This is a genomic window from Botrimarina sp., assembly GCF_040219535.1.
In the GTDB taxonomy this organism is placed as follows: Bacteria; Planctomycetota; Planctomycetia; order Pirellulales; family Lacipirellulaceae; genus Botrimarina.
The window spans coordinates 76,980-95,080 of sequence record NZ_JAVJSH010000012.1; the positions used below are offsets into that span (position 1 = coordinate 76,980).

The following is an 18,101-nucleotide window of genomic DNA, read 5'->3' on the forward strand; positions in this document are numbered from 1 at the left end:
GGCCGATCCGGGGCCCCTCTCAAACACCCGCGCGGCGCGCGGCGCCACCGGCGCAGAGAGCGGGACCCGCAAGACCAGCGCAGCAACCTCAACGCGGCCGCTTTCCCTCGAAGCGCGCCGCATGCCACGTGTTGGTAGGTCTTCTGACTCCCGAGCCCGCTGGGACCAGCCTTCTCATCAGCGAAGCCGCAATCGCGTTGCGAACTCCACCAACAATGGCGTAACAGACAGCTTGAAGAATGGGTCCAGCGGCGTGCGCTCGGTTACAGCGGCGGGGCCGTCCCGGAATCGCACCGGGTTCCCTGTTACGTCGCGCGGGGCAAGCAAACCTCGCGCAACCACCAACACACGATTCGCAAGCGAGAACATATCAGGCGGCCGCGCGAATGCAAACGGGACGAGTGGGCAGTGGTCAGTCGTCAGTCGTCAGTGGTCAGTGGTCATTCACCCCTTGTGGCAGCACGCGTGCCCGCCACCTTCGGACGGCGGCTGTGGGGCCATCGATGGGGCCATCGACGCTTGGGGCTCTCCGCTGTGGGCCGGTTTGATAAGCCACCGGCTCGCTGCTTCGCGGACCGCGCAAGCGGCCAACCACACGCCGAGCACGGCCGCCGCGGCGACCTCCCACCACGCGGCCGCGTGGCCGTGCGTGTGGCCGACCCCCTCCGGCGCGACCGCGAAATGGTCCGCCAGCAGGCGCTCGAACAGCCACCCGCCGAGCACGCTGCCGAGGATGATCGTCGTCAGGTAGACCGCCACCGCGCGGCCCCCGAGCGCGCGGGAGACCGCGCCGATGGTCGCCGTGTTGGTGGCCGGCCCGGCCATCAAGAACACGATCACCGCCCCCAGCGGCAGCCCGCCCGCCACCAGCGAAGCGGCGATCGGCACGCTCGCGGTCGCGCACACGTACAGCGGCAGCGACAACGCGAGCGCCGCCCCCATCGACGCCAGCGCGCCGTAAGCGGCGAGCCCCGTCAGCCACTCTGTCGGCAGCCACACGGTGAGCGCCGCCGAGATCGCCACGCCCAGCACCAGCCACAGCCAGATCGACCTCACGAGGTCGTCGGCGTGCGTCGCGCCGCGGCGCAGCCGATCGGCCCACGAGAGCCGCGGCGTAGCGGCGGGCGGGGGCTCGACGATCGGCAGACCCGCCGGCCGCGCCGCGAAGCGGTCCGTGGCCCAGCCGCCGACGACGCCCGTCACCAGAGCGATCAAGACCTTAAACAGCGCCAGCGGCCAGCCGAGCATCCCGGCAGTGACGAGCACCGAGTCGACGCCCGTCTGCGGCGTGGCGATCAGGAACGCGACCGACGCGCCGTCGCTCGCGCCCTGCCGCTTCAGGCCGAGCCCCACGGGGATCACCGCGCACGAGCACAGCGGCAGCGGGATCCCTACCAGCACCGACTTCCAAACCGCCCCGCGGCCGCCGAGCATCCGCGACATCGCCCCCGGCGGCAGCAGCGCGTACAGCGCCCCCGCGAACGCCGCCCCCAGCAACAGCCAAGGCGCCAGCTCGATCAGCACTCGCCACATCGCCAAGATCACACGCTTCGCTCCGAAACAGGGATTGGACCAGCGGTCAGCCTCCTAGCGATTAGCCCGCCGCCTGCCACCAAGCGCCTTGCCCCGCGGCATATCCCACTTTCTACGGGCTGAAGCGGCCGAAGGTCGACGCCGCCTTGGCATAATAGCCCGCGCACAACACGGAGCCGCGCGATGCTCGACACGACGATCCGATTCGCTTGCGACGGCTGCGGAAAGCGGTACCGCGTGCCGGCCAAACACGCCGGACGCCAAACGCCCTGCCCCGGGTGCGGCGCGGCGATGGTCGTGCCGGCGGCGGCGCCGCCGCCCGCGGAGGACGACCAGTACACGCTGGAAGAGGCCGCGCCCGTCGCGTCGGTCCACGCCGTCGCGTACGAAGAGTACGCCGCGCGGCGCCCGGCCGGCTACCGCTCTGTGGACGACGCGCCCGATACCTCGCGCCGCGACCGCCAGTCCCGCCCGGCCGACGCGCCGCGGTACGGGCTCGGCTTCCTCAAGGGATTCGGGGAGTTCTTCTTCAACCCGGCGATGGCGAGCGCGTGGCTCGGGCTGGGGGTCGGCTTCCCGCTGGTGCTGATGCTGCCGATGGCGCTGGGCCAATTCATCGGGATCTTCAGCCTGCTCGCGACCGGCGTGTTCCTCGGCCTGATCCTCGTCGCGCTGCCGATCTGGCTGGGCGTGAGCTCGTGCATCTACTTGACGATCATCGGCGATGCGGCCGGCGGCGCTCGGCGCGTCGTCGAGTGGCCGGGGCTCGACGCCGGCGCCTGGATCGCCGCTACGCTGCAGCTGCTGCTGGCCGGCGTGATGTCGATCCTGCCCGGTGTGGCGGTCGCGTCGGCCATCGGCCACACCGACAGCGCGACCGGCGGCGCGATCCTGCTGGCGAGCCTTTGGCTCTGCCTGCCCGTGGTGCTCCTCTCGCAGCTCGACGGCGGCGCCTGGTGGAGCGTGCTGTCGGACGGCCCTCTGCGGACCATGTGGCACGCGCCGGTCACGTGGGCCGTGTTCTACCTCTTCACAGCCTTGCTGATCGGGGGCTGGGGCTACGCCAGCAGCCTGGCGACCCGCCTGCCGGAGGCCGCCGCCCTGCTGATCTCGATGAGCGGCGAGGTCGCTCTCACGCTGGTGTGGGCTTGGCTGCTGGGCCGCCTCGCCTGGACCGCCGGCGCGGCCACGCCGGAGGTGTCGTTCGGCGACTGACGCAGCCCAGCCGCCGCCCAGCCGCCGCCGCCAGGTGAGCGGTCGGCCGGCGTGAGCCCCCACCGCTCTTTCTGACGCGTTCGCTTGATTAACGACCACACGCTTAGTCAATTGAACGCAGCGTGGCCTGGTCGGCGTGCTCGAGCGCGGCGCCCTGCTCCAACAACGCCTGGAGGAAGTCATGAGTTTCCAGCCCGCCCGCGCCCGTTTCGGCTGGGCCTCGGCCGTGGCGGTCGGGGCCTTCGCGGTGGTGTTCGTGCCGATGGCCGGCCGCGTCGCGGCCCAGCACGCCGAGCGGGAGGTCGAGGTCGCCGCGCTCGCGCTCGACAGCCTGCCCGACGCGGCCACTCGGGTCACCATCGACACACAAACCAAGGTCGAGGGCGAAGGCTCGGTCCGCGTCGACACCGCCTGGCCCACCACCGTGTGCTTGGCCGAGGTCGAGCGGCCCGACGTGGACGGCGCGCAGCTCGTCTACTCGGCGATGGTCAAGCCCGCGCTCGAGGGGAGCGCGTCGCTCGAGATGTGGGCGCACGTCGGCGGTGGGCAGTACTTCTCACGCAACCCATCGGTCGCGGTGAGCGGCCGGGGCGACTTCCAGCAGCTCGAGATCCCCTTCCTGCTGCAGAAAGGCCAGCGGCCCGACAAGGTCACGCTAAACCTGATCGTGCAAGGGAAGGGCACGGTCTGGGTCGACGACGTGCGCCTCATCAAACGCCCGCTCAGCGGCGCCGCCCAAGCGCCCACCCCGCGTAGCGCAGCGAAGCCCGAAGTCGACGCGTCGTCCGGCGACCGCCCGCCCTACCCGGTCGTGGTGAGCACGTCGCCGGAGCGGGGGGCGACGGGCGTCGATCCTTCGGTCGACGAGATCCGCGTCACGTTCGACCGCCCGATGCGGCGTGGCGACCACAGCTGGACCGGCGGCGGCGACGACTTCCCGACGATCGACAAGGCCCGCAACGTGGCCTGGCCCGACGACCGCACCTGCGTGCTGCCCGTGAAGCTCCGTTCCGGGAAGTTCTACCGCGTCGGGATCAACTCTTCGAGCTACGAAAACTTCAAGAGCGCCGACGGCAAGCCGGCCGCTCACACGGCGATCTGCTTCACGACCGCAGGGGCGAAGCGCTCCGTCGAGCGCCGCGCAGCGGCGCCCCAAGTAAAGGTGCTCTCGCCTGAACCGGGCGCCACCGACGTCGACCCCTCGCTCGACCGGATCACCGTCGAGTTCGATTCGCCGATGGGCGAAGGCATGTCGTGGGTGAAGGCCGACGGCGGGTGGCCCGGCGCCGAAGGGCGCCCAGCCGAGTGGAGCCGCGACGGCCGCTCCTGCTCGCTGCCGGTCGACCTCGATCCGGGTCTGACCTACAAGCTCCAGCTCAACGGCTCGCACTACGTGAACTTCCAGAGCAAGTGGGGCGTGCCACTCGCGCCGGTCGAGTGGACCTTCACCACGGCCTCCGAGTAGCACGCCGATGCGCTTGAGCCGCACGCGCTAGCGTCGGGCGACCGGAGCGCGGGCCGGCCGCCCTTCGTTCGCCCGCGGCTAGCGCCGTCGGCTCAAGCGCACGGCGGCGGGCCGGCCGCGCACCCTGAACCGTCGCCGACGACGACCGGGCGCCGATGCGCTTGAGCCGTACGCGCTAGCGTCGGGTGATCGGAGCGCGGGCCGGCGGCGCGAGGCCAACTCCGCTGCCGACGCTCAGTAGGCCGGCGTCGCTGCGCCGGAGGGCTCTATCCGGTGCGGCAGCCAGACGAGCGTCACGCGGTCGACGTCGATGTCCGACTTGCGTGGGCCGATCTCGAGGGTCTCCAGTTCGAGCCGCTCCACGGCGTACTTGGCGGCCGCCTCGGCGACGTCGGCGTCGCGCTGCTGGTTCAGCGCCTCGAGCTCGGCGACCGCGTCGTCCCACGCTTGCTTGGCCCGTTCCGATTGGCTGCGCTCGGTCGACGCCTGCCGCGCCGCGTTGACCGACGAGCTCGCGCGGCGGCTGGTCGCCTTGCCGCCGAAGGCCGCGAGCACAAGCTCGACCACCTTCAGCGCCGCCCCCGCTAAGCGGCCCCAGAACTGCGATTTCTGCTCTTCGTAATAGGCGCGTTTCTTGGCGACCGCCGCCTCGGCGGCGGCGATCTTCTTCGCGTAGCTCGACTCGAGCTCGGCCTTCCGCTGGGCGGCCTTCTTCGCGGCCGCGGCGGCTAGCCGGGTGCGGAACCCGGCCTCGGTCTCTTCTGGGCGAGAGGCCTCTTCGAGGTCCGCGCAGCGGTAGAGCGTCCGGCGCTGCGTCTGGTAGAGCCACTCCTCGAGTTCTCGCGCAAACGCCTTGTAAGCGTTCTCGTCGGTGAACTCGCGCGGCGCCGCCGCCTGGGGCACGCCGTGGTACTCGGGGTCGTCGCGCAGCACCGGCGCGGCCGGGTGCACTAGCGCGCCTTCCCACACACCGTCGGGGATCGTTTCGTTGAAGCACTTCAGGACGAACGCGTCTTCCCACTCGTCGAGCTGGAAGCCGCCGTTTGTCTTCACGAAGTGCAACTTGCCCACGCCGAGCAACCCGGGGCGGTACTCGAGCCGGACCTCCTTCGGCACGCGGTCGGTCGTTTCCACGTACCGCTGCGGGATCGAGTCGGGGACCGGCGTGGGGTCCGATGCTGGTAGGCCTCCGAGGGCGGGTGCCCTCGGCTCTGGCGCTGCGTTTTGCTTCGGGTCTTTGGCCGCCGTCGGCTTCGGCGCGTAGCGGTCGCGGACGGGGTCCATGAGGGTCTTGATCTGGTCCCGCGCGAGCGGGCCGGCCAGGTAGGACATCGCCCAGCGGGTGTGGAAGAGGGTCGGCTGGTCGTCGTGCACGTTGTTCATCAAGAACACGCGGCTGCCCACGCCGGCGAGCGTGCGCTCCATCGCCTGCTTGTCGAACGCGCTGCCCGCCGCGGCCGACGCCCCCTCGAGCCCCTCCATGACACGGAGCTTGTCCCGCTCGGTCTGCAAGCGGCCGAGCAGCCAAGTGCCCGCGTTGGAGAGGCCCTTGTAATCGAGGTCGACGGGGTTCTGGGTCGCCAACACGCACCCCAAGCCAAACGCCCGGGCTTGCTTGAGCAGCGTGAGCATCGGCTCCTTGCTCGGCGGGTTCTTCGACGGCGGGAAGTAGCCGAAGACCTCGTCCATGTACAGCAACGCGCGGAGCGAGCCCGTGCCCGGCTGGTTGCGCATCCAGGCGATGATCTCGTTTAGCAGGATGGTCACGAGGAACATCCGCTGGGGGTCGTCCAGGTGAGCGATCGACACGATCGACAGCCGCGGCTTCCCTTCTTCGGAGTACAGGAGCCGCTGCACGTCGAGCGGCGCGCCGTGCATCCAGCCGGCGAACGACGGGCTCGCCAGCAGGTTGTTCAGGCCCATCGCCAGCGCGGTGCGGTCCTTCTCGGGGAAGAACGTCTCGAGGTCCATCACGCCCACGGTCGTGAACGGCGGCGACTGGATCTCGTGGATCATGTCGGCGATCGACAAGTCGCGGCCCGCTTGCCAAGCGGCAGTGAGCACGTTCGAGAGGAAGATGTGCTCGCGGCTGCGGACCGGGTCGGCGTCGATCCCCACCAGCGCGAGCAGGCCGCTCACTGCCGACTGCACGCGGCCGCGGAACGCGTCGGCGTCGTCGCGGAGCGTCTTGGGCGGCGCGGCGAAGCTCTTCAGCACCGTCATCGGCACGCCGTGCGACGCGCCGGGGGTGAAGATCAGCCGCTCGACGGAATCGTTGTACCGCTGGATCCGCTCGGGCGGCTGGCCCCAGTCGGCGAGCCCCTGGCGCCAAAGCTCGGCCGTCGCGGCGGCCAGCTCGTCGGGGGTCTGGCCCTTGCGCTGGGCGACCGACTCGTCGACCCAGGGGCGGAAGTCCTCGGGCCGCAGCTCCGGGAAGCCCAGCAGCAGATTGCCCAGGTCCCCCTTCGGATCGATGCAGATGGCCGGCACGCCGTCCAGCGCGGCCTCCTCCAGCAGCGACACGCAGAGCCCGGTCTTGCCGCTGCCGGTCATGCCGACGCACACCGCGTGCGTGGTCAGGTCCTTCGACTTGTACAGCAGCGGCTCGTCGCCCGTCCGCCCCGAGGCCAGGTCGTGCCGCCGGCCGAGGTAGAAGTGGTTGCGGCTGTCGATCTCGGGCATGGGGCGAACCGTACCGGCAACGTGGCCCAGAATGGGTCGTCGGGCGCCAATGGCGGCTCAGCTTGCAGAAAACGGCTCGAAAGTGCAATCCGATCGGCAGCATTGCGATTTGCTGCAAGCGGAGTGACCGCATGAACATCGGCAAACTGCTCGCTACCTCAGCGGGACGCCCTCCGATCCACTCCCGGCGGCGTGCCCCTGCGACGGCTGCCCGGATCGCTCTTCCCACGGCGTCGCCGTGCTGCGACGTTCCGGCTCTATTGCCCCTGCTACGTCCCGGCACGACGCCTCCGTCACGACATGCCGCCGCGTCCGAATCCACCGAAGCTGCTGCTAGCGGGCCTCGCCGCGGGCCTGGCCGGGTGCCAGGTCGCGCCGCAGCCCCCTGCGAGCGGCGGCGGCGAGGCGACTTTTCGCGGCCAATCGCCGGCGGCGGTGCTCGGCGCGCCGTGGGGGCCGAGCTACCTGGCGCCGGGCGAGCTGAGCTGCGACACGCCGCCGCCACCGGTCGGGCTGGGCTACGAGGTCGTCGTGCCGCAGCCGGCCTTCGCCACACCGAGCGTGCTGGCGCCGCGCTCCGCGCCGCCGGCGGCGCCGCCGGTCGCCGAGCCGGGATGGTTCGACGTGCTGCCGGCCGAGGGGGGCCCGATCAGCGACGACTTCGGCTTGCCCGACGAGCCGACCTCCGCCGGCGGCGTGCCCAACCCGCTCTATGTCCGGGTCACCAACCCCGACGCGGCGTGGGAAGAGATCGTGCGCGTCGTGGCCCGCTACTTCCCGATCGCCGGCGAGGAGCGGGTCGCCCAAGCCGGGTCGGTGCTCACCGAGGGCCGCGTCGAGACCCAGTGGCAGATCGGCTCGACCATCTTCGAGCCCTGGCGACGCGACTCGGCCGGCGCGTTCAACCGCTGGCAGAGCACGCTGCAGACCATCCGCCGACGCGCGAGCCTGCGGGTCATCCCCGCGGCGGGCGGCTACGAGATCCTGGTGCGGGTCGACAAGCAACTAGAAGACCTCAACCGGCCCGAGCGGGCCAGCGCGGGGGCCGCGTCGATCCAGACCAACCAGGGGCTGCCGAGCGACCGCGTCACGCCGATCGACCCGATCCGCGACTCGGGCCTGTGGATCGACATCGGCCGCGACGCCGCCCTCGAGCAGCGGATCCTCGGCCGCCTACGCGACCGCTTCACTCAGGGCTGATCTCTTCTTCAGCGCCGGATTCCCTCGGGGGGCTGAGCCGGCCGCGAGGCGACGTCGGCTTGAGGCTACGTCGGCTTGAGGCGACGTCGGCTTGAGGCTACATCGGCTTGAGGGCCGCTTCCTCGCTCAACTGCCGCGCCTTGGCCTCGGCCCAGTTGGCGACCTTCGCGACCGTCGGGAACTTCGCCGCGTTGGAGCAGACCAGCAGCGCGGCCATCGCCATGTTCCACGGGCTCTGCGTGATCATGTAAGCGACCAGGTTGAAGAAGGCGCCCCCTTCGTTGATCGCCGACGCGACGATCAGGCCGGTCTGGTACGCGCCGGCGAGGGCCTCGGCCGACTCTCCGGGCTGGTTCTCGCCGACGGCCGCCTTGGCCGCCGCGTCGGTCACCACGCGGCCGACTACCCCCTGGCTGAAGATCGCCAGCACCCCGACGCCCAACGCGATCTTCTCGATCAAGCCGTCGCCGTCGGCTTCGACTTGCTGGCCCGCGAGCGGCGCGGGGTTCTCTGGCTTCTGCGAGCCGATCGCCAGCAAGATCCCCGCGAACACGATCGGCCCCGCACACAGACCGGCCAAGATGATCTGCATCGTGCGGACCCACGGGACGAGCTTCGTTTCGAGCGTTTGGGCCATCGTGGGTCGGGGCGGGTGAGGTCGGGCTAGGGAGGTTCCGCTGCGGCGGACCCCCCAAAAGCTAGCCGCCATGTCGGCTGCCATGAAGCCACGGTGGCCGCCAGCCCGGCGCCGCTGGGCCGAAGCAAGGCGTGTGGTCGCGGCGGCGCAAGCGGCCGCCGGGCTAGCAGTTTGCCCGCGCGGCGGCCGGGCAGAAGAAAGAACCGCGGCGGAACCGCTTCGCTATCGCCTGCTGCGGGAGTCGGCGCGCGGGTTGCGGCCTTGACTCATATCGACCCGCCGCGAGCCGTCACCACCGACGGGCGACGCTCCCTCTCTCCCGCAGGCGACGTTCGCCTGCCGCGTCGATCGGTCGGTGGGGCGCCCACTGAACCGCTCGCTAAATCGCAAGGCTCCCTGATCCTACGGAGGCAACCACCATGATGACCAAGCTCTGCGTCGCCGTGGCCGGCTTGGCCGCGATCCTGCTGACCGCGCCGGCCCACGCCCAGTTCGGCCCCTACCTCGACTCCGACGTCGAATACGGCGCGTACGACGCGTACACCGATCAAGGCATCTACGACGACGACCAGTACGGCGCTTATGACGCGTACTACAACGACCACCCGATCCGCGACGACGACTTCGGCTTCGACGAGCGGTACGGCCGGTACGACTACCGCCAGCGCGCGAATTACGGCTACCGCGGCCCCTACGGCGGCACGGCGGCACGGCCCTACGCGACCGGCACACCCGGTTACTACGGCTCGTACTACACCACCGGCTGGGACGACGACAGCTGGTGGGATTGGTAAGCCCGCGGCGGCTGCCGGTCCGGCTTTAAACTCAATCACTCACAACCATAAGGTGAACCACTTATGAAGATCAGAAAACTAACGCTCCCCATGACGGCGCTCGCCGCGCTGGCGATGTCCGCCCCGGCAGCTATGGCCCAGTCCGACTACCAGGATGGCCCCTCGCGCGACGGCCGGTCCGGCAGCGATTACGATTACCGCGAAAGCGACGCCAACCAAGGCGATGACAACCAAGGCGATTACGGCCAAGGCGACTATGGCCCAGAAGGCTACGGCGAGTACGACTACCGCCAGCCGCAGGACAACCGCTCCTGGGACGACTCGCAAGACTCCCAGCCGGTGCGTGGCGCCGACCGCAACCGCGATAGCCGCCGCGACCAGCAGCGGACCGACCAGCGCACGGACCGCCAACGCCGCGACGACAGCCGCCGGGGCCGCGACCAGCAGGTCCGCAGCCAGCAGCAGGGCGACCAAGCGTACCGCCTGCGGCCGGCCGGCTGGGTGACCATCGCGGCCGACTACGACAACGACGGCTACTACGACGGCGTCGAGACCGTCTACTACTACGACCTGCAGCAAGCCAAGCAGCGCAGCCGCCAACGCGCGCAGCAGTCGGCCCGCCGCGGCGACCAGCAGCAGCCGCGTAGCGACCGCCAGATGCAGCAAGTCGAAGGCCAGATCACGCAGCTCACGAGCAAGCAGATGACCGGCGGCGACAGCCGCGGCGACAAGACCTGCCGCCTCGCGAAGCTCGACACCCGCGACGGCGACTCGATGAACGTGTGGCTCGGCCACGAGCAAGACGTCTCGCAGCTCGACCTGCAGCAGGGCGACCGCGTCCGCGTCGAAGGCGTGCGGGCCCGCATCGACGGCCAGCAGGTGCTGCTCGCCAAGCGGGTGTCGGCCGGCGGCGACTCGATCACCAACGACCTGCCCAAGCGGCAGCAGTGGCAGCGCCTGTCCGGCGAGGTCCGTGAGGTCAGCAAGACCAGCGGCCGCGACCGCGACACCGAGCACACCGTGGTGAAGGTCGACCTGGACCGCAGCGGCAAGGCGAAGCGGATCGACCTCGGCCCGTCCGACGAGCTCGGCCAGCTCGACATCCGCGACGGCGACCAGATCAAGGTCCTCGCTCGCCAGGGCCGGATCGGCGGCGAATCGATCCTCATCGCGCAGATCGTGCGTGTGAATGGCGAGACCGTCGACGTCCGCGACGCGACCAACAAGTCGCTCCAGACCGCGGCCCGCGACCGCAACCAAAACGAGCAAAGCCGCCGCTGATCGCCGATTAGCCCTGGCAAGTTCTGAACCTGACCCCCAACGCCCGCCCGGCCCCCCGGGCGGGCGTTCTCTATTGCCCCCCGTCCCTCGTCCCTCGTCCCCCGTCCCTCGTCCCCCGTCCCTCGTCCCCGCCGTAGCGTTACGTTACGCGGCGCGCCGAAAAACGGGCTGTCACGCTAAACGGTAACGAAACGGCGCCTAACCGCTTGCCGGGCAACGGCTTAGCCAAGCGTTACACGCCGCTCATCGAGGGCCGCGCTGTAACGAAACCCCGCGTGCCCCGCGCCCCGCTACGGTGAGCGGGAGCGACCCATTATCGCCGGCCGAGGGCTCGGCCGCGTTCTTTCGGCCAATCGCTGGTGAGCAGGCGCTGGCGCCCGCCCTACGCGCTCCCTCCGATCCCGCCGCGATGCGAGAAGCGCCAAAGCCGCGCGAACGCGCGCTATTCGATTGAGGGAGGGGCCGTCTTCAGTCGGCTGTGCTCCCTCATCGCGGGTTTACCAACCGGCGCCGCGGCGCGCGGAGTGGCGGCGGCTGGCCGGGCCGCTCCGGTCGCTTCCCGACGCGCGCGGCTCGGTGGGCGCCCGATCGCCATCAGCCGGCGGCTCCTTTTCCCGCGAATTCGCGAAGAGCCGCCGTAGCCGCCGGCGCGCGACTCGCGTAACTTTTGTTGCGCCCGCCGGCCGGTCGGTCCGGAGCGCCACGCCGCCGGGGGCGACGACCGGGGCCTCTCTCTCCGCGATTCGCCGCCTCTCTCCCCCCGCCCGCTGAAAAGCCGAATGGATTCTGCAGTGACTGCCCCGCTCCGACCGCGGGGCGAGCGGCTCGCGAGGCTCTCCCGCCCCGCCGGCGCGTTGCGGCAGGTCGAGTGGCGCTACGCGACGCCGATCGTTGTGCTGCACCTGCTGGCGCTGTTGGCTCTGTGGCCGTGGCTGTTCAGTTGGACGGGCGTGGTGCTGCTGGTGGCGGGCGTGTACTTCTACGGCGGGGTGGGGATCAACCTCTGCTACCACCGGCTGCTCACGCACCGCAGCTTCAAGTGCCCGGTTTGGCTGGAGCGGGTGTTCGTCACGGTGGCGGTCTGCTGCCTGCAAGACGCGCCGGCCGGCTGGGTCGCCGCCCACCGCCTGCACCACCGCGACGCCGACGACACGCCCGACCCGCACAGCCCGCTGGTGAGTTTCTTCTGGAGCCACGTGGGTTGGCTGCTGGTGAAGAACCCGCAGGTGCACAGCCTGTCGGCGTACGAGCGGTACGCGCGCGACGTGCTCAAGGACCGCTACTGCCTGTGGCTGCAGCGCGGCGAGAACACGCTCGTCGTGTACGGCCTGCACGCGGCGGCGTACTTCTTGCTCGGCGCGGCGGGCGGCGCGGTGGCCTCGGGGTCGTGGTCCGAAGCGTTGCGGATGGGGCTGAGCGTGCTGGTGTGGGGCGTGATCCTCCGGACGGTCGTGGTGTGGCACATCACGTGGTCGGTCAACTCGCTCAGCCACCTGTTCGGTTACCGCTCGTACGAGACCGGCGAGAACAGCCAGAACAACTGGCTGGTCGCGGCGCTCACCAGCGGCGAGGGGTGGCACAACAACCACCACGCCGACCCGGCGAGCGCTTCGAACTGGCGCCGCTGGTGGGAGGTCGACCTGATGTGGCTGGTGATCCTCGCTATGGAGCGTGTCGGCCTGGCGTGGGGCGTGGTGCGGCCGCGGGACCTGCGCCGGCCGAGCCCCGCCGGGGCGCAGCAGTTGACCGCTTCGTAGCCGACTCAGCGCGCGGCCTGGCTGCGGCGGAAGCCAACTGCGGGGCAGAAGCCGGCTGTGGGAGGAGTCGGCTGTGGGACGGGTCCGGCTTGGCAGGGCGCCGGCTTGGGAGCCTGTGGGAGGGGTCTCCAGACCCCGAATACGCGCTGCCGAAGCGGTGGGGCTGACGCACCGTGATCGGCGTCTGGAGACCCCTCCCACATCCGATGCGTGATCGGCGTCTGGAGACCGACATCCGATGCGTGATCGGCGTCTGGCGATGCCTCCCACGGCCGAGTCGCGTTGGGCGGCAGCCCTTAGGAGCCGCGCATCGCCGACAGGAACCGCTCGAACAGGTAATGGCTGTCGTGCGGACCGGCGGAGGCTTCGGGGTGGTACTGCACGCTGAACGCGGGCGCCGAGCGGTGCGCGACCCCTTCGATCGAGCCGTCGTTGAGGCTGCGGTGCGTGACCTCGAGGTCCGAGGGCATCGACTCCGGGTCGACGGCGAAGCCGTGGTTCTGGCAAGTGATCTCGACCTTGCCGGTCGTGAGGTCCTGCACCGGGTGGTTCGCGCCGCGGTGGCCGAACTTCATCTTGAACGTCTTCGCGCCGCACGCGAGCGACAGGAGTTGGTGGCCGAGGCAGATGCCGAAGACCGGCGTGTCGCCGATCACGCCGCGGATGGTTTCGACCGCGTAGCCGACCGGCTCCGGGTCGCCAGGCCCGTTGGAGAGGAAAACGCCGTCCGGCTCGCGCGCGAGGATGTCGGCGGCCGACGTGTCGCCCGGCACGACGGTCACCCGGCAGCCGCGCCCGGCGAAGTGCCGCGGGATGTTCCACTTCATGCCGAAGTCGAGCGCGACCACGTGCGGCCCGTCGCCGGACGCTTGGGCGCCGCCGCCGTCGAGCTGGGTCCAGTTGCTCAGCGGCTGGCTCCAGGACGTGGCCTCCCCGGGCGTGACCTCGCGGACCAGGTCGCGGCCGACCAGGCCGGGGCTCGCCTTGGCTTTGGCTACGAGGCTGGCGTCGTCCAGGTCGACGGTCGACAGCACGCCCCGCATCGCGCCCGCGGTGCGCAGCCGCCGCACCAGCGCTCGGGTGTCGATCCCTTCGATGGCGACCACGTTGTGCTTCTTGAGATACTCGCCGAGGGTAAGCTCGCTGCGGAAGTTGCTCGCCGTGCGGCTCTCTTCACGCACCACGAAGCCGGCGACCTGCGGGCGGGCGCTCTCGGCGTCGGCGTCGCAGGCGCCGTAGTTGCCGATTTGGGGGTAGGTCATCGTGACGATCTGGCCGCGGTAGCTCGGGTCGGTGAGCACCTCTTGGTAGCCGGTCATCGACGTGTTGAAGCAGACCTCGCCGTCGACCTCGCCCGCGGCGCCGATCGCCTGGCCGGCGTAGACCGTGCCGTCTTCGAGGGCGAGCTTCGCCGCGGTGGGTGCGTTGCTGGGCATGGGCGCAGAAAGGGGGGAATGGTCGGTCAGCGGGGGCGGGGAGAGAGCGGGCGGGCGGCGCCGCAGGGCGGGCCGAGAGCCGACCGACGCGGTCGCTCAGGCGGTCTGATTCTCACGCGACAGCCCGCTCGCTTCAACGGCCCTCCGCGCGGCCGTCGTGCGGCCCGGCACGGCCAAGCGGCCGACGCCGCCGGCGACCAGCAGCTGCAGCATCGGCGCGTCGGGCGTGGCGGCCAGCACGAACAAGCCGCGTTGCACGGCGTGCTGAGCCGCGCCGCCGTCTAGCAGCCAAGCGGCCGCCGAGCCGGCCACGATCGCCAGAGCGGCCGTCAGCCCCAGGCCGGCGAGGGCCCGAGACAAGGCCAGCCCCGCGCCGCGGGAGGCCGCGCGGCAGGTCAACGCGGCGAGCGGCGCCAGGACCACCAGCCAGAACAGGTGGTAGCCGAGCAGCGATTCGGGAGCGGCGGCGCAGCCCCAGGGCCCGCAGATCGTGTGGCCGATCGGCAGGTCGAGCGTGTGGAACTGGGTCGTCCCGTAGATGGCCAGCGCCCAAACAAGTGAGCCGAAGGAGAGCGCGGCCAGTCGCATCGGAATATCCCTGCTAAGTGTCATCTCGATTCGCGCGCCGCTTCGGCTTCCCGCTAGGCGGCCGGCGCGACGGGTGTCGCTCATCCCCTTCCTTACGCGATCGGCGGGCGATGGATTGCGAATTTAAGCGATCCGATTTGCGCACGGCGTGCGAAACGGTGTCCTCAGGCTTCCCTGTCAACAAGCGCCGTTACGTCATCATCGATCGCGACGAACGGCGAGCACCCTCACGTACGGCGCGGCGTAGCGGCTGCGGCGGCCGTGCTCGCCCGGCTCGGCGTCGTGGCGTGGTTCGCGTAGGTCTTCGATCGCGAGCCCCGCCCGGGCCATGCCGCCGAGCAGGTCTTCCCAGCGGTGGAGGAACTCGACCGTGCCCGGCTCGCGCGTGCGGCAACGCGGCGCGGCGGGGAGCGGGCCCTCGTGGTAGTACGGCGTGGCGAGCGTGAGACCCTCCGCGCCCGCGCGCGGCAAGGCCTGGAGGCTCGTGGGGCTCTTGTGCTGGCTCACGTACACGCCGCCGGGGCGGAGCACGCGGGCGACCTCGCGGTACACCGCGCCGACGTCGGGCGTGTAGCAGGTGCTGACCGGCTGCAAGACCGCGTCGAACGACGCGTCGGCGAGCGCCGACAGATCGTGCATCGGCGCTTGAATCAGGCGGAGCTTCTGGCCGCGTGCGTCGGCCACTCGGCGGTCGCGCGCGAGCATCGCGTCGCTCAGGTCGACGACCGTCACCTCGGCCCCGGCCGCCGCGCACAACGGCCCCTGCCGACCACCCCCGCCGGCCAGGCACAGCACGCTGCGCCCGTGCAACGACGCGCCGAGTCGGGCGCGTAACCAGCCGTCGGGGTCGACCGCGTCGAGCGGCCGCACGAAGTCCTCATCGCTCGCGGGCCGGGTGAGCGGCGCGACCGTCGCGGCCAAGTCGTTCCACGCCTGCCGGTTCCGCTCAACAGCAAGGCGATCCGGATCGAGCGACATCGGTTTGCTTGGGTCCGACGCTAGTGGTTCGCCAACAAGCCCTCCAGCCTGCGGCCTCCAGCCTACAGCCTTCCCTCACTGATTCAGCGAGTAGAGCAGCACGTTCAGCCCGATCCGCGCGGCGTCCTCTTTGGAGTAGCCGCGGCACTGGATCGCCTCGTGTTGCTCGAGCGCGCAGCTCATGTCGTACGGCGAGAAGACCACCGCCCAACGGCCGTCGAGCTGGATGCCCTCCAGCAGCGGCGCCCGCCGGCGCGTGCGCGCGGCGAGGGGCTGGTCCTCGCCGACCGGCTGCGGGTCGCGGACCTCGACGGTCCGCACGTCGAAGCCGCCGAACGCGTCGGTCAAGATCGGGTCGTCCTGCGCGACGCGTTCGAATCGCGCCTCGGGCAGGGCGGCGCCCACCTCGCGGCGGAACGCGGTCGTGAAGTCGGGGCTCGCGCAGATCGCGTCGGCGAGCAGCGTGCCGCCGTTGCGCAGGTACTCGCCCAGCTTGCGGCGTTCCTCGGCGCTCAGCCGGAAGTCGCGGCGGCCGTGCGTGAACGCGAAGTGCCGCAGCGGCAGCGCCGGGTCGTCCGGCGAGACCTCGACCGGCGTCGGCGCCACGGTCAGCTTCGCTTCCCCCTCGGCCGCCGCGCGGAGCAGGTTCGCCAGCGCGCCGGGCGCGTCGTTGCAGCCGCCCGCGTGGCGGAGCTTGGCGACCTCGATCACGCCGCGGCGGCCCAGCGCGTCGACGTCCAGCCGTGTGGCCGGCTCGACGAATTGCTGCTCCTTGCCGCGCGGCTCGCGGTTGGTCGCGTAAGCCAGCGCGTTGAGGCCCACGGCCCGTGCGTCGTCGATCCGGTCGCGGACCTCTTGTGGGTAGTCGTCCGACAGCGGCGGCGCGTCGAGCTCCCAGTAGCACGACAGGTCGCGGTCGCAGAAGACCAAGCAGGTCCGGCAGCCGTATTCGACCCCCCACAGGCTGCCCACGTAGGGCGAGTCGGGCCGCACCAGGCGCTCCATCCGCCACAGCGGGTGGCTCGGTTCGATCTGGCGGAGGGTGTACTCCGGCTCGGGGAACATCGCGGCGACGAGCGTCTGGATCTCGTCGCGGCTGGCGGGCTGGCCGCCGTCGCACGGGCTCTCGGCGAAGAAGAAGCCCCCCTGGTCGATGAACGCGCGGAGCTTCTCTGCTTGGCCGGTCGCGCCGACGATCGCCTCGGCGCCCGACGCGTAGAGCACCGGCGACAGGGCCAGGTCCTCGACGCTGGCCGCGGTCGGGTCGAGCGATTGCCAGGTCATCGGCAGGTCCCACGCCTGCTCGGCCGCGTGGACCAGGTGCGCGGCGTCCTGCCGGTGGGGCGCCCAGGCCGGCGCGTCGGCCGCGTCGGGCGGTTGCAGCTTGCTGATCACGACCGGTCGTCGGCCCTTGGACAAGAAGAGCAAGCCGAACGCGGTCGCGATGTCCGCGTTGTCCTCGATGTGCCCCCCGCCGCGCCAGGTGTCGGTGAGCGGGTCCTGTGTCTGCACCAGGTACTCGGTCCCTTCGCGGTACCAGTCGTGCTGGTCGATGAACCGGCGCGCGGTCAGGCGGCCGGCGCGTTCGAGCGCGTACAGGTAGTAGAAGTGCCAGATGTCGCGGACCTGGCGGCCCATGGGGTTGCCGCGGACCGAGAAGTTGCGGCCCAGCCACTCCAGCGCTCTGGCGATCGCCTGGTCGTCGTCTTGCTGCCCGCAGCAAACGACCCGCCCGTCGGGGCCGACGCGGGCGTCGCCGGACTGGGTCGCCAGGCCGGTGATCACCATCGCGCCGATGCCCGCGCAGGTCATGCTGCCGCTGGCCAGCTCGGGCCCCTCGTAGTGCCACGACCCGTTCTCGTTCTGCCGCTTCCGCCAGTACGCGGCCGCGCGGCGCCAGACCTCTGGGTCGACCTTCACGCCCGACTGCTGGGCCTCGAACAGCCCGAGCAGCGCGAACTGCGAGTTGCTCGGGTCGGCGCGGCCCTTGTCGTCGCGGTAGCCCCACCCGCCGGCGTACTCCCCTTCGGCGTGCTGGCTCTTCTCGAGCCACCGCGCGTTGCGCTGGATGAGCACGCGGTCGCGGCGCGGCGTCGCCTCGGCGAAGACCATCGTCTGCAGCGACACGACGTACACGCGCTCCGCTGGGAACTGCCGCAGGTACTCCAGCGCGCGGTCGATCGTCGGGTCGCCCGGCTCGAGCCCCGCGTTGAGCAGCGCCAGCGTGACCAGGGCCGACACGCCGCCCGGGTTGCCGGCCGACTCGGGCCACCCCCCGCGGCCGTTCTGCCGACGCTTCAGGTAGCCGATCGCGCGGTCGATCGACGCGAGCACCCGCGCCGGGTCGAGCGGCGCGTCGGCCTCGTCGACCCGCTGCGCCGCGCTCGGCGGCGCGACGAGCGCGGCCGTCAAAACCGCCACGACCGTGCTTCTTGCGACCTGTCGCATACATTTACCCGTGCGCAAGCGAGGGGGCTGGAGCCGGCTTAGCTTACCGCGGGGAACCCGCCGGGCGGGACCAATCTCCAACGCGGA

General features: G+C 71.0%; 13 protein-coding genes and 1 riboswitch. Of the genes, 6 read left to right on the forward strand and 7 right to left on the reverse strand.

Annotated elements, in window-relative coordinates; all coding sequences use genetic code 11:
- Window positions 1-116: 116 nt before the first annotated feature.
- Window positions 117-360, reverse strand: a riboswitch (cobalamin riboswitch).
- 84 nt (window positions 361-444) lie between these two features.
- A complete protein-coding gene (locus RIC11_RS04460; RefSeq protein WP_350208766.1) occupies window positions 445-1,545 on the reverse strand; it encodes a permease in 1,101 nt (366 codons plus the stop codon).
- 171 nt (window positions 1,546-1,716) lie between these two features.
- On the opposite strand from RIC11_RS04460, the gene RIC11_RS04465 reads away from it, so the two are divergent.
- Both RIC11_RS04465 and RIC11_RS04470 read left to right on the forward strand, forming a co-directional pair.
- Window positions 1,717-2,748: a hypothetical protein gene (locus RIC11_RS04465; protein ID WP_350208768.1), complete on the forward strand. Its 1,032-nt coding sequence runs from the start codon at window positions 1,717-1,719 to the stop codon at window positions 2,746-2,748.
- A gap of 181 nt (window positions 2,749-2,929) precedes the next feature.
- Window positions 2,930-4,213, forward strand: coding sequence for an Ig-like domain-containing domain (locus RIC11_RS04470; RefSeq protein WP_350208769.1), 1,284 nt, complete (start codon window positions 2,930-2,932; stop codon window positions 4,211-4,213).
- A 234-nt stretch (window positions 4,214-4,447) separates the two neighbouring features.
- Here RIC11_RS04470 and RIC11_RS04475 read toward each other — a convergent pair whose 3' ends face one another.
- Window positions 4,448-6,895 (reverse strand): helicase HerA domain-containing protein, encoded by a 2,448-nt coding sequence (locus RIC11_RS04475; protein ID WP_350208771.1) that lies wholly within the window; start codon window positions 6,893-6,895, stop codon window positions 4,448-4,450.
- A gap of 300 nt (window positions 6,896-7,195) precedes the next feature.
- Between RIC11_RS04475 and RIC11_RS04480 the strand changes: the two genes are divergently transcribed.
- On the forward strand, window positions 7,196-8,095 hold the full coding sequence (locus RIC11_RS04480; protein ID WP_350208773.1) for a hypothetical protein: 900 nt from the start codon (window positions 7,196-7,198) through the stop codon (window positions 8,093-8,095).
- A 97-nt stretch (window positions 8,096-8,192) separates the two neighbouring features.
- Here RIC11_RS04480 and RIC11_RS04485 read toward each other — a convergent pair whose 3' ends face one another.
- On the reverse strand, window positions 8,193-8,732 hold the full coding sequence (locus tag RIC11_RS04485) for a hypothetical protein (protein ID WP_350208775.1): 540 nt from the start codon (window positions 8,730-8,732) through the stop codon (window positions 8,193-8,195).
- A gap of 419 nt (window positions 8,733-9,151) precedes the next feature.
- Between RIC11_RS04485 and RIC11_RS04490 the strand changes: the two genes are divergently transcribed.
- The 3 genes from RIC11_RS04490 to RIC11_RS04500 all read left to right on the forward strand — a co-directional run bounded on the left by RIC11_RS04490 (window position 9,152) and on the right by RIC11_RS04500 (window position 12,564).
- Window positions 9,152-9,526: a hypothetical protein gene (locus RIC11_RS04490; protein ID WP_350208776.1), complete on the forward strand. Its 375-nt coding sequence runs from the start codon at window positions 9,152-9,154 to the stop codon at window positions 9,524-9,526.
- Window positions 9,527-9,589: 63 nt separating this feature from the next.
- Window positions 9,590-10,807 carry a hypothetical protein gene (locus tag RIC11_RS04495; protein WP_350208778.1) on the forward strand — a complete coding sequence of 406 codons (1,218 nt, stop codon included), beginning with the start codon at window positions 9,590-9,592 and terminating at the stop codon, window positions 10,805-10,807.
- Window positions 10,808-11,598: 791 nt separating this feature from the next.
- A complete protein-coding gene (locus RIC11_RS04500; protein ID WP_350208780.1) occupies window positions 11,599-12,564 on the forward strand; it encodes an acyl-CoA desaturase in 966 nt (321 codons plus the stop codon).
- Window positions 12,565-12,860: 296 nt separating this feature from the next.
- Here the strand turns inward: RIC11_RS04500 and carA are convergent, their stop codons facing one another.
- The 4 genes from carA to RIC11_RS04520 all read right to left on the reverse strand — a co-directional run bounded on the left by carA (window position 12,861) and on the right by RIC11_RS04520 (window position 17,987).
- Entirely contained in the window at window positions 12,861-14,000 is a 1,140-nt protein-coding gene (carA, locus tag RIC11_RS04505) for a glutamine-hydrolyzing carbamoyl-phosphate synthase small subunit (RefSeq protein ID WP_350208782.1), read from the reverse strand.
- Between the two features lie 96 nt (window positions 14,001-14,096).
- Window positions 14,097-14,588 (reverse strand): hypothetical protein, encoded by a 492-nt coding sequence (locus RIC11_RS04510; protein WP_350208784.1) that lies wholly within the window; start codon window positions 14,586-14,588, stop codon window positions 14,097-14,099.
- 198 nt (window positions 14,589-14,786) lie between these two features.
- Complete coding sequence (locus RIC11_RS04515) at window positions 14,787-15,566, reverse strand: class I SAM-dependent methyltransferase (protein WP_350208785.1); 780 nt, start codon at window positions 15,564-15,566, stop codon at window positions 14,787-14,789.
- 75 nt (window positions 15,567-15,641) lie between these two features.
- On the reverse strand, window positions 15,642-17,987 hold the full coding sequence (locus RIC11_RS04520) for a DUF4159 domain-containing protein (RefSeq protein ID WP_350208787.1): 2,346 nt from the start codon (window positions 17,985-17,987) through the stop codon (window positions 15,642-15,644).
- Between the last annotated feature and the right edge of the window lie 114 nt (window positions 17,988-18,101).

Bases quoted from the DNA above. Each gene is read 5' to 3' on its own strand.
- RIC11_RS04480 (WP_350208773.1), top strand. From the start codon at position 7,196: ATGCCGCCGCGTCCGAATCCACCGAAGCTGCTGCTAGCGGGCCTCGCC.
- RIC11_RS04475 (WP_350208771.1), bottom strand. From the start codon at position 6,895: ATGCCCGAGATCGACAGCCGCAACCACTTCTACCTCGGCCGGCGGCAC.
- RIC11_RS04470 (WP_350208769.1), top strand. From the start codon at position 2,930: ATGAGTTTCCAGCCCGCCCGCGCCCGTTTCGGCTGGGCCTCGGCCGTG.
- RIC11_RS04490 (WP_350208776.1), top strand. From the start codon at position 9,152: ATGATGACCAAGCTCTGCGTCGCCGTGGCCGGCTTGGCCGCGATCCTG.
- RIC11_RS04515 (WP_350208785.1), bottom strand. From the start codon at position 15,566: ATGTCGCTCGATCCGGATCGCCTTGCTGTTGAGCGGAACCGGCAGGCG.
- RIC11_RS04465 (WP_350208768.1), top strand. From the start codon at position 1,717: ATGCTCGACACGACGATCCGATTCGCTTGCGACGGCTGCGGAAAGCGG.
- carA (WP_350208782.1), bottom strand. From the start codon at position 14,000: ATGCCCAGCAACGCACCCACCGCGGCGAAGCTCGCCCTCGAAGACGGC.
- RIC11_RS04485 (WP_350208775.1), bottom strand. From the start codon at position 8,732: ATGGCCCAAACGCTCGAAACGAAGCTCGTCCCGTGGGTCCGCACGATG.
- RIC11_RS04510 (WP_350208784.1), bottom strand. From the start codon at position 14,588: ATGCGACTGGCCGCGCTCTCCTTCGGCTCACTTGTTTGGGCGCTGGCC.
- RIC11_RS04495 (WP_350208778.1), top strand. From the start codon at position 9,590: ATGAAGATCAGAAAACTAACGCTCCCCATGACGGCGCTCGCCGCGCTG.